Origin of the sequence: Enterococcus sp. DIV1206 (assembly GCF_051712485.1) — a bacterium.
Lineage (GTDB): Bacteria > Bacillota > Bacilli > Lactobacillales > Enterococcaceae > Enterococcus > Enterococcus faecalis.
In genome coordinates this window covers 198,392-210,000 of the sequence record NZ_JBIOOZ010000001.1, presented here as the reverse complement: position 1 = coordinate 210,000, position 11,609 = coordinate 198,392, and the positions used below count along the sequence as shown (strand labels likewise).

The following is an 11,609-nucleotide window of genomic DNA, read 5'->3' as shown; positions in this document are numbered from 1 at the left end:
TGGTTTCGGGTCTACGACTACATACTCATTCGCCCTATTCAGACTCGCTTTCGCTGCGGCTCCGTCTCTTCGACTTAACCTCGCATGCAATCGTAACTCGCCGGTTCATTCTACAAAAGGCACGCCATCACTCATTAACGAGCTTTGACTTGTTGTAGGCACACGGTTTCAGGATCTATTTCACTCCCCTTCCGGGGTGCTTTTCACCTTTCCCTCACGGTACTGGTTCACTATCGGTCACTAGGGAGTATTTAGCCTTGCGGGATGGTCCCCGCGGATTCCGACGGAATTTCTCGTGTTCCGCCGTACTCAGGATCCTCCTAGGTGTTGTCAGCATTTCGTCTACGGGGCTTTCACCCTCTTTAGCGGAATTTTCCAAATCCTTCAACTATACTAACAGACTACCATATTGGAGTCCTACAACCCCAACAAGCAAGCTTGTTGGTTTGGGCTCTTCCCGTTTCGCTCGCCGCTACTCAGGGAATCGAATTTTCTTTCTCTTCCTGCAGGTACTAAGATGTTTCAGTTCTCTGCGTCTACCTCTAATCAGCTATGTATTCACTGAAAAGTAATATCCTATAAAAGATATTGGGTTCCCCCATTCGGAAATCTCTGGATCATAGCTTACTTACAGCTCCCCAAAGCATATCGGTGTTAGTCCCGTCCTTCATCGGCTCCTAGTGCCAAGGCATCCACCGTGCGCCCTTATTCACTTAACCTTATCAACCTTACGGTTGGGTCTTGATCACTTCTTCTAGCGATAGAAGGTTAATCAATAAATAAGCAATTGAACTTATTAAAAAACTCATTCAACGCGGTGTTCTCGGTTTGTTTTGATTCTTTTTACTTCAATATCCAGTTTTCAATGAACGAATGTTTTGAGAGTAGACCTCTCAAAACTGAACAAAGTAAAGACGAAATGTGTATTTCCGTAATATTCCTTAGAAAGGAGGTGATCCAGCCGCACCTTCCGATACGGCTACCTTGTTACGACTTCACCCCAATCATCTATCCCACCTTAGGCGGCTGGCTCCAAAAAGGTTACCTCACCGACTTCGGGTGTTACAAACTCTCGTGGTGTGACGGGCGGTGTGTACAAGGCCCGGGAACGTATTCACCGCGGCGTGCTGATCCGCGATTACTAGCGATTCCGGCTTCATGCAGGCGAGTTGCAGCCTGCAATCCGAACTGAGAGAAGCTTTAAGAGATTTGCATAACCTCGCGGTCTAGCGACTCGTTGTACTTCCCATTGTAGCACGTGTGTAGCCCAGGTCATAAGGGGCATGATGATTTGACGTCATCCCCACCTTCCTCCGGTTTGTCACCGGCAGTCTCGCTAGAGTGCCCAACTAAATGATGGCAACTAACAATAAGGGTTGCGCTCGTTGCGGGACTTAACCCAACATCTCACGACACGAGCTGACGACAACCATGCACCACCTGTCACTTTGTCCCCGAAGGGAAAGCTCTATCTCTAGAGTGGTCAAAGGATGTCAAGACCTGGTAAGGTTCTTCGCGTTGCTTCGAATTAAACCACATGCTCCACCGCTTGTGCGGGCCCCCGTCAATTCCTTTGAGTTTCAACCTTGCGGTCGTACTCCCCAGGCGGAGTGCTTAATGCGTTTGCTGCAGCACTGAAGGGCGGAAACCCTCCAACACTTAGCACTCATCGTTTACGGCGTGGACTACCAGGGTATCTAATCCTGTTTGCTCCCCACGCTTTCGAGCCTCAGCGTCAGTTACAGACCAGAGAGCCGCCTTCGCCACTGGTGTTCCTCCATATATCTACGCATTTCACCGCTACACATGGAATTCCACTCTCCTCTTCTGCACTCAAGTCTCCCAGTTTCCAATGACCCTCCCCGGTTGAGCCGGGGGCTTTCACATCAGACTTAAGAAACCGCCTGCGCTCGCTTTACGCCCAATAAATCCGGACAACGCTTGCCACCTACGTATTACCGCGGCTGCTGGCACGTAGTTAGCCGTGGCTTTCTGGTTAGATACCGTCAGGGGACGTTCAGTTACTAACGTCCTTGTTCTTCTCTAACAACAGAGTTTTACGATCCGAAAACCTTCTTCACTCACGCGGCGTTGCTCGGTCAGACTTTCGTCCATTGCCGAAGATTCCCTACTGCTGCCTCCCGTAGGAGTCTGGGCCGTGTCTCAGTCCCAGTGTGGCCGATCACCCTCTCAGGTCGGCTATGCATCGTGGCCTTGGTGAGCCGTTACCTCACCAACTAGCTAATGCACCGCGGGTCCATCCATCAGCGACACCCGAAAGCGCCTTTCACTCTTATGCCATGCGGCATAAACTGTTATGCGGTATTAGCACCTGTTTCCAAGTGTTATCCCCCTCTGATGGGTAGGTTACCCACGTGTTACTCACCCGTCCGCCACTCCTCTTTCCAATTGAGTGCAAGCACTCGGGAGGAAAGAAGCGTTCGACTTGCATGTATTAGGCACGCCGCCAGCGTTCGTCCTGAGCCAGGATCAAACTCTCATAATAAAAGTTAGAACAATCTTGCGATTGTTAAGCTCAATTTGTTTGCTAGCATATTGCTTGCTTGTTAAAAATGTTTGTTGTCTTGAATTGAATCAAGACGCCCTACACATTTGGTTCGTCTATTCTTTGTTCAGTTTTCAAAGGTCTACGTCACCTCGCAGCAACTTTTATATCATAACAAACTTTCGTTTGAATGTCAAGAACTTTTTTAAAAAAGTTTTTTCAAGTTGTTTTGCTCGGTTGTTGTTGTCTGTTGTGACAACTTCTATATCTTATCATCTCGTTTGTTATTTGTCAACAACTTTTTTGGTGTTTTTTCAAACTTTTTTCGAGAGATTTGAAATCAAGAATTGTTATTTAATTATTGATTTCTGAATCGCTCAGCTGTGTGACTCGCCTTGCGACATGTAATAATATACCAAGATTTCAAGCATTGGTCAATCATTATTTTCACTTTTTTTAAACTTTTTTTCAATACCGATTGTTCTTTCTTATTCGATTAGATAAAGTTCGTTTTTTTATCAGATTACCCATTCTTTTTATTACTCATCTTCGATTTTTTTAGAAAAAAAGAATTGGTTTCAATTGTTTTTTATTTAATTTTTTGCGAATACAAAAAAAAGATGCCCTTAAGGCATCTTTTTTTATCTCATTGTTGGGAATAATAATACATCACGAATTGATTGAGCATCGGTTAATAACATAACTAGTCGATCAATCCCAATACCTAATCCTCCGGTTGGTGGCAAGCCATATTCTAAGGCTTCGATGAAATCTTCATCTACTCCGTGTGCTTCATCATTTCCTTGTTCCCGTTCTTTTTCTTGTTCTTCAAAACGTTCACGTTGGTCAATTGGATCATTTAATTCTGTAAATGCATTAGCAAACTCTTTTCCGATAATAAATAGTTCAAAGCGGTCAGTGAAACGACCATCTTCTGGATTTTTCTTCGCTAATGGTGAAACAGCGACTGGGTGACCATAAATAAATGTTGGTTGTTGCAATGTATCTTCTACAAATGTTTCGAAAAATTCATTAATGATATGACCGACTGTCATGGCATCTGTAATTTCAACATTATGTTCTTTAGCCAACGCACGGGCTTCTTCTATCGTCATCTCTTGCCAAAAATCTACGCCCGTTTGTTCTTTGACCGCATCTACCATGTGTAGACGTTTGAAAGGACTGCCTAAATCAACCGCTTGACCATCGTACGTGATATCAGTAGTTCCTAAGACTTTTTCCGCAGCATTACGAATAATTCCCTCTGTTAAATCCATCACATCTTGATAATCAGTATAAGCAGTATAAGCTTCTAGCATTGTAAATTCTGGGTTATGAGTGGTATCGATCCCTTCATTACGGAAGACACGACCAATTTCATAGACTTTTTCCATGCCACCGACAATTAAACGTTTTAAATGTAACTCTAGGGCAATGCGTAAGTATAAGTCCATATCTAATGCATTATGGTGTGTGATAAACGGACGAGCAGCAGCTCCTCCTGCTTCGTTATGCAAGACAGGCGTTTCTACTTCGACATAGCCATTGCCATCTAGATAACGACGGATTTCGCTAATAATTTGACTGCGTTTCATGAAACGATCAAAGCTTTCTTTGTTACTGATTAAATCCAAATAGCGTTGACGATAACGTTGTTCCACATTCGTTAATCCATGGTATTTATCTGGCAATGGACGCAAAGCTTTAGTTAATAACGTAATTGTTTGAGCTTTAACAGTAACTTCCCCCGTATTGGTTTTCATTACTTGACCTGTCACACCAAAGAAGTCGCCTAAGTCAGCATGTTTAAATAGTTCATAGGCTTCGTCTCCAACTTGGTCCTTCCGAACATAAATTTGAATTTGGCCTTCACGGTCTTGCAAATGGGCGAAACCAGCTTTTCCTTTACCACGTTTTGTCATCATACGTCCAGCAACGCTGACTTCTGTATTCATTTCACTAAGTTCTTCTTTTGTATGATTATCATATTGTTCATGAAGTTCTGCTGAATTATGAGTGCGATCGAAACGTTTACCGAAAGGATCAATCCCTTCTTCACGTAAAGCTTCCATTTTTTCGCGGCGCACGAGCATTTGATCATTTAAATCCTCTAAATGCGCTTGTTGTTCTTCTGCCACTGTTGTTCCTCCATTCTTGATTTTAACCTATCCTAATAATGCCACAGTAATTCGAAAAAAAGCAAGCCGAATTTTACTTTCGGCTTGAATTTTTTATTCTTCTATAGTAGTTACAACAACTTTGGAAATCTTCTCTACAAAGGCATCAAGTAAATCGACAACTGCTTGTTGTGTTTCAACTTGGTTAATCGCAACTTTTACTTTGGCCGCTCGCGAGATTCCTTTTAGATAGTAAGAAGCATGTTGGCGAAACTCACGGACCGCAATTTTTTCACCTTTTAAATCCACTAATCGTTGTAAATGAACTTTTGCAATGTTAATTTTTTCAGCTGGTGAAGGCTCAGGCATCAATTCGCCCGTTTCCAAGTATTCTTTCGTCCGTTGAATCATCCAAGGATTGCCCAAAGCAGCTCGACCAATCATCACACCATCCGCTCCAACATATTCTAACATGCGTTTAGCATCTTCAGGCGTTTTGACATCGCCATTTCCCATAAAAGGAATGGTTAAATGCTTTTTCACTTCCTTTAAAACGTCCCAGTTGGCTGTCCCTTCGTACATTTGGACACGTGTCCGACCATGCATAGCAATTGCCGAAGCGCCTGCTTGTTCGGCAGCCAAAGCGTTGTCTACAGCATATAGATGATCTTCATCCCAGCCTGTTCGCATTTTTACAGTGACAGGCAAAGAAACTGCCGAAGAGACTGCGTGAACCATCTCATGCACTTTATTCGGATCCAGCAACCATTTCGCACCAGCTTCAGCTTTAATTATTTTATTGACAGGGCAACCCATGTTAATATCAATAATCGCCGCTTGCGTATTTTCTTCAACAAACTTAGCAGCTTCCACTAATGTTTCTTTATCTCCACCAAAAATTTGTACACTTAAAGGATATTCTCGCTCATCAATATATAGCATTTCTAAGGTTTTTTTGTTTCTTAATTTAATTCCTTTGTCACTAATCATTTCACAAACGACTAATCCTGCGCCAAATTCTTTTACAGTCACACGAAAAGCGGCGTTACTAATACCCGCCATCGGAGCTACGACAACACGGTTGGGGATTTCAACGTCTCCAATTTTCCACATAGTCTTTCCTCCTACTTTTGTTTCGTATTGCGAATCGCTTCATCGCGAAGTTCAATTAATTCTTCTTCACTATAGTGATATTTATTGTTACAGAATTGACAAACTGCTTCTGCTCCATGATCTTCATCAATCATCGCATTTAATTCATCGATCCCAACAGCAATCAAAGCGGTCGCAAATTTTTCTTTGGAACAGTCACATTTAAATTGTACAGGCATTTTTTCTAAAATTTCTACTTCGTCTTCTCCCAATAAGCGATACAAGACTTGTTCAGGTGTTTCTCCATTTTCTAGTAATTGTGAAATTGGTGGCACTTCCGCTAGACGCTGTTCAATAAAATCAATGGTACTTTCATCGGCACCTGGCATTACTTGAATCATAAAACCACCGGCTGCTTTCACAGATTCATCCGTGTCCACCAATACACCTAAACCGATAGCTGAAGGAACTTGTTCAGAGACCGCCATAAAATATGTAAAGTCTTCACCGATTTCACCAGAAACAATAGGTGTTTGTCCAGAAAAGGTTTCTTTTAATCCTAAATCTTTAATGACTGTGAAAATTCCTTCGTTACCGACAGCGCCACGTACATCAATTTTACCTGTTGCATTCAACTTTAAGCTGACATGTGGATTTTTAATGTAGCCTTTTGTTTCTCCACGGCCATTACTATCGACAATAATAGCGCCAGCTGGGCCATTTCCTTGTACTTTTACAGTTAATTTATCGTCACCTTTTAAAGTCGCTCCTAGTAAAAGGGCTCCAATCAATGTGCGCCCTAACGCTGCGGTAGAAGAACTCCATGTATCATGTCTTCTTTGCGCTTCGCTAACAGTTTCAGTGGCACTGATGGCATATGCTCGAATTGAACCTTTATAACAAAGGGCTTTTACTAAATAATCTTCCATTCTTTTTCCTCTTCTCTTGGTGCTTTTTTGTCCATTAGTCAGATAATACTAGGAATCAGGTGTTTTTTCAACCAAATAATCTTCCTTCTATAGAATATCTTAATATTATAGAAGGTGCAGTATTCGTCATCTCGACAAATACTGCACCTTCTACTAATTGGTTATTTATAACGATCTTCGTAGTTATTGCGATCATATTCAGAATTGGAATCTGAATCTTTTTTCTCTTCAGATTGGACTTCTTTTTCTGTTTGTTCGCTTTCTACTTTGACTTCTTCTGCTTCATCATGTAATTCTTTTTTCGCTTCTTCAAAGTCTTGTTTTTCTTCAACTTGTTTTTGCGCTTCTTTTTCTTCTAAAGCACGTTTTGCTTCTTCGAATGTTTGCGCTTCTTTTTCACTAGGATAGTCGCTGTCAGCACCTTCAGGCATTTTACCTGTTTCAAATAATGATTTGATTGCTTTTGCATCTAATGTTTCATATTCTAATAGTTTTTCAGCGATTAGTTTATGTTGTTCACGGTGCGCTTCGATAATTTCATGCGCTTTTGTATGAGCATCCATTAAGATACGACGAACTTCCTGATCGATTTCAAACGCCACTTGTTCTGAGTAAGCTTTTGTTTGACCATAATCACGACCGACAAAGACTTGATGGTTTCCTTCATATTGAACAGGTCCTAATTTGTCGCTCATTCCATATTCCGTTACCATGCTACGGGCAATCCCTGTTGCTTGTTCAAAGTCATTTGAAGCCCCTGTTGATTGAACGCCAAAGATAATTTCTTCTGCTGTACGTCCACCAAGTAAGCCAACGATTTGTTCAAACATATCTTCTTTAGTCATTAAGAATTGATCTTCTTTTGGTAAAGCAATCATATAACCGCCTGCGCGACCACGAGGGATAATCGTTACTTTGTGGACAACACGAGCACGGCTTAAGACTAAACCAACAATTGTGTGTCCTGCTTCATGGTAAGCCACCATTTCGCGTTCTTTTTTATTAATCACGCGATCTTTTTTAGCTGGACCAGCAATTACGCGGTCTTCGGCTTCATCCACATCAGAAGCATCAATTTTTTTCTTGTTACGACGAGCGGCAACTAAGGCTGCTTCGTTTAAGACATTTTCTAAATCAGCACCAGCGAAACCTGGTGTTTGTTGTGCAACAACTTTCAAATCAACGTCATCAGCTAACGGTTTGTTTTTCGCATGAACACGTAAAATCGCTTCACGACCTTTGACATCTGGACGTCCTACCAAGATTTGGCGGTCAAAACGACCTGGACGTAACAACGCTGGGTCTAACACGTCTGAACGGTTCGTTGCAGCAATTACGATAACTCCTTCATTGCCATCAAAACCATCCATCTCAACTAATAATTGGTTAAGGGTTTGTTCACGTTCGTCGTGTCCGCCACCCATACCAGCACCACGTTGACGACCAACTGCATCGATTTCATCGATAAAGATAATCGCAGGTGCGTTTTTCTTCGCTGTTTCAAATAAATCCCGGACACGGCTAGCACCGACCCCGACAAACATTTCAACGAAATCTGAACCTGAGATTGAGTAAAATGGCACACCTGCTTCACCTGCTACGGCTTTAGCAAGTAACGTTTTACCAGTCCCTGGAGGTCCTTCTAATAGTACGCCCGCAGGAATCCGTGCGCCTAATTCAGCGAAACGACGTGGATCTTTTAAGAATTCCACTACTTCAACTAATTCTTGTTTTTCTTCTTCCGCACCAGCTACATCTGAGAAGCGGACACGGTTAGCTTTTTTATCGGCTTCTTTGGCTTTTGATTTACCGAAGTTCATCACACGGCCACCGCCGCCACCGCCACCGCCTTGTTGGCTCATCATCATGTAGAAGAAGAAGAAAATAATCACTAATGGTAAGAAACTAAACAACAGTGACAACCAAGCACCACTTGTTGATTGTTCTTTGACAACTAGCTTCACCTTGTTATTTTGTGCCGCATCTTGAATGCCAGCTAAGGTTGTATCACTAGGTAAAACGGTTGTTGTGAAGCCTTTTGACGACGCTTGCGTTGAGCCCCACAATGACAGACCACCTGTGTCTTTCACTTCTTGTTTTTCTTTATACTGACCTTCAATCCGGTAAACCCCATTGGTTGGTTGAATGGTCATGTCTTTGACTTTTCCGTCTTCCAATTGTTGTTGGAAGGTTGAGTAATCGATGTCTGGCGATTGTTGGTTGTTATTTCCAAAAATGAAATAGACAACCATGACCATGGCAAGTACTACTAAGACGTAGTATAAACCATTTTTCATGCCATTATTCTTTTTGTTCATGCCTGTCCTCCTTATGCTCATCATTACAATTCATGTTATTCTTTTATCAATCCTGACCTTTACATTGTAACACAATTAATTCCTTGATAGATATTAATTTGATTCGTAAACTTCAGGTTTTAAAACGCCAATATAAGGCAAGTTGCGGTACGTTTCTGCATAGTCTAATCCGTAACCGACCACAAACTCATTGGGCACATCAAACCCTACGTAGTCAGCTTTAATGTCTACTACACGGCCTTCTGGTTTATCTAATAAGGTAACAATTTTCACAGATGCAGCTTTACGGTATCTAAACAAATCTACTAAATACGCTAATGTACGACCACTATCGATGATATCTTCTACGATTAAAATATGTCTACCTTCGACATTTGTGTCCAAGTCTTTGACAATTTTTACTTCGCCTGAAGAAACTGTCGCGTTGCCGTAGCTAGATACATCCATAAAGTCCAATTCTAAATAAGTATTGATTTCACGAGTCAAATCAGCCATAAATGGTACTGCACCTTTTAAAATACCGACCACTAAAGGATTTTTCCCTTGATATTCTTCTGTCAGTTGCTTGCCAAGCTCTGCAGACTTCGCAAGAATTTCTTCTTTGGAGATTAGGACTTTCTCAATATCTTTTTCTATCATAGTGCGCTCCTTTCAGCATTACTCCTTTGTCTTAAAAAGGAGTCTGTAGTGTATTTTATCAGTTTCTAAAGGAATACTCAAATAGGAATTTGCAAATTTTGGTACCCAAATGATTTCCTCTTGCTCATCCGTAATGACCCAAGCACTCTCTCTCGCTTCATTTGGCACTTTTTGATCAATAAAAACTCTGCTTAATTTTTTCGTAAACCCTGGTTTTAATGTAATCCGATCACCACTTTGGCGATGACGAACGGTCAAAGGTGTGGCTGTGGTCAACGGGATCGCTAACAACTGACCCGTCCACTGATTAATCTCTTCAGGAAGAGGAAACGGTTTGTCTGTCGCAATTAATCCTAGCCACTCGGTTTCCGATAAATAAATCCCCGCGCCAGGTACTAATAAATGTGTAACTTCTTCTCGCAGTGCAACCTGTTTTTGTTCTAAGTACAGCCAATCGTAACTTTTAGCTAGTTGCCATTGCTGTTCTAACATAACCGAGCCTTGCGGTTGGCGTTCATCATTCAAAACTTTTAAAACTTGTGTCATCTGGCGTTGGTTTAACGAAACCCCTAATGGCACTAATGTTTTTTGGAAAAACGCGGTTAAAAAGAAGTGCTGGTACGCAGGCGTTTCTTTTAATAATCTCTTCAAAGGAATGCGCCAGCCTTGTTTGGTTGGTTCTACGGCTTCAGATAATTGAGGCTCAATTTGTTCTTGAATAAATTCTTGGGCAAAACGTTGTTCATTACTAAAAGAAGCAATCTGATCTAAGAATTGCGGATTTTCCTGCTTTAATAGCGGCAAAACCTGATTACGGAGCCGATTTCTCAAATATTCATTGGTTTGGTTCGTTTCGTCCTCAAAATAAACGAATGCTTGGCGCTGTGCAAATTGATACAATTCTTCTTTTGGATAAATGAGTAACGGACGAATCAATTCCCCTGTCGCAAAAGGACGTCTCTCTTTAATGCCTGCGGAATGGGAAAAATTAGTTCCTCGAATCAGCTTCATTAAAATCGTTTCCGCTTGATCGTCTAGATGATGTGCCGTCATTAAGACCGCCGCACCTTCAATTTCCATGACTTCTTTAAAAAATTCATAACGAAATGTGCGCGCTTTTGCTTCTAAATTCCGTTGTTTTTCAGGGTCTTCCCAACGTGTTTCATAATACGTTAGCTCTCGCTGCTGACAATAGGTAGCGAGATATTGCGCTTCCTGTGCCGACGCTTCTCGCAATTGATGATTGACATGTGCAACAACCAATTGTAATTGTTCTTTTTCTGCCACCTGTTCCATTAACGTCAAAAGGGCCATGGAGTCTACACCACCAGAAACGGCGACCACGATTGTTTGATGCGGTTGCCAAAATCCTTGTTCTTTTCCTCGTTTATAAAACTGCCAAAACATTGTTCGCCCTTCTTTCTTCCTTAGAATAAAAGAGGAACCGAGAAATAACCCATTCGTTATCCCCAGTCCCCCTATTTGTTTGTGCTTAGCCGCGACGTCCGCCACGTCCGCCACGTTTGCCTTCAGTATTACGTTTTAATGAAGATAAACGGTCATCACTATCTTTCAAGAAAGAGCTCATCAATGAGTCAAAATCTTGTTTATTGTTATTGTTATTTGCTTGTGGTTTATTGAAAGGCTTTTTGCCCCCTGCGCGTGGATTACGGTCACGATTCTCATAATTGTTTTCACGACGTTGAAATTCACGTTTTGGTTGTTGCCCTTCTGCTGGCTCTTGCGCTTTACGGATCGATAAGCCAATTTTGCCGTCGTCACCAACTGAGGTTACTTTCACTGTTACTTCGTCACCTACTGTTAATACATCATGAATATCTTTAACGAATCCATTAGACACTTCACTGATGTGTACTAACCCAGTTTTTCCTTCTCCTAAATCAATAAATGCACCAAAGTTAGTAATCCCTGACACTTTTCCTGGCAATTTAGCTCCTACTTCGATTGACATAAAAAAATTGTTCCTCCTATTTTTTCCCTAATTATA

At 41.7% G+C, this 11,609-nt stretch carries 7 protein-coding genes and 2 rRNA genes (1 of these 9 cut by a window edge); all 9 read right to left on the bottom strand.

The genetic code is table 11. The features are described from left to right. Positions 1-719: ribosomal RNA gene (locus tag IGK86_RS01005) — 23S ribosomal RNA — on the bottom strand (it extends 2,194 nt beyond the left edge of the window). A gap of 226 nt (positions 720-945) precedes the next feature. Then, positions 946-2,506 (bottom strand): 16S ribosomal RNA (locus IGK86_RS01000). The 16S and 23S rRNA genes sit together here, the layout of an rRNA operon. Before the next feature lie 641 nt (positions 2,507-3,147). Beyond that, complete coding sequence (gene lysS, locus IGK86_RS00995) at positions 3,148-4,644, bottom strand: lysine--tRNA ligase (RefSeq protein ID WP_002359372.1); 1,497 nt, start codon at positions 4,642-4,644, stop codon at positions 3,148-3,150. 93 nt (positions 4,645-4,737) lie between these two features. Beyond that, positions 4,738-5,736 carry a tRNA dihydrouridine synthase DusB gene (gene dusB / locus IGK86_RS00990; RefSeq protein ID WP_010707989.1) on the bottom strand — a complete coding sequence of 333 codons (999 nt, stop codon included), beginning with the start codon at positions 5,734-5,736 and terminating at the stop codon, positions 4,738-4,740. 11 nt (positions 5,737-5,747) lie between these two features. After that, positions 5,748-6,644 carry an Hsp33 family molecular chaperone HslO gene (gene hslO / locus IGK86_RS00985; protein WP_002359370.1) on the bottom strand — a complete coding sequence of 299 codons (897 nt, stop codon included), beginning with the start codon at positions 6,642-6,644 and terminating at the stop codon, positions 5,748-5,750. Between the two features lie 161 nt (positions 6,645-6,805). Continuing rightward, a complete protein-coding gene (ftsH, locus tag IGK86_RS00980; protein ID WP_002363441.1) occupies positions 6,806-8,962 on the bottom strand; it encodes an ATP-dependent zinc metalloprotease FtsH in 2,157 nt (718 codons plus the stop codon). 93 nt (positions 8,963-9,055) lie between these two features. Beyond that, the gene (gene hpt / locus IGK86_RS00975; RefSeq protein ID WP_002356260.1) at positions 9,056-9,601 is read right to left on the bottom strand and encodes a hypoxanthine phosphoribosyltransferase; all 546 of its coding nucleotides are present in this window, start codon (positions 9,599-9,601) and stop codon (positions 9,056-9,058) included. An 18-nt stretch (positions 9,602-9,619) separates the two neighbouring features. Beyond that, a complete protein-coding gene (tilS, locus tag IGK86_RS00970) occupies positions 9,620-11,008 on the bottom strand; it encodes a tRNA lysidine(34) synthetase TilS (protein WP_010775512.1) in 1,389 nt (462 codons plus the stop codon). Positions 11,009-11,093: 85 nt separating this feature from the next. Beyond that, positions 11,094-11,573 carry a S1 domain-containing RNA-binding protein gene (locus tag IGK86_RS00965; protein ID WP_002356258.1) on the bottom strand — a complete coding sequence of 160 codons (480 nt, stop codon included), beginning with the start codon at positions 11,571-11,573 and terminating at the stop codon, positions 11,094-11,096. Between the last annotated feature and the right edge of the window lie 36 nt (positions 11,574-11,609).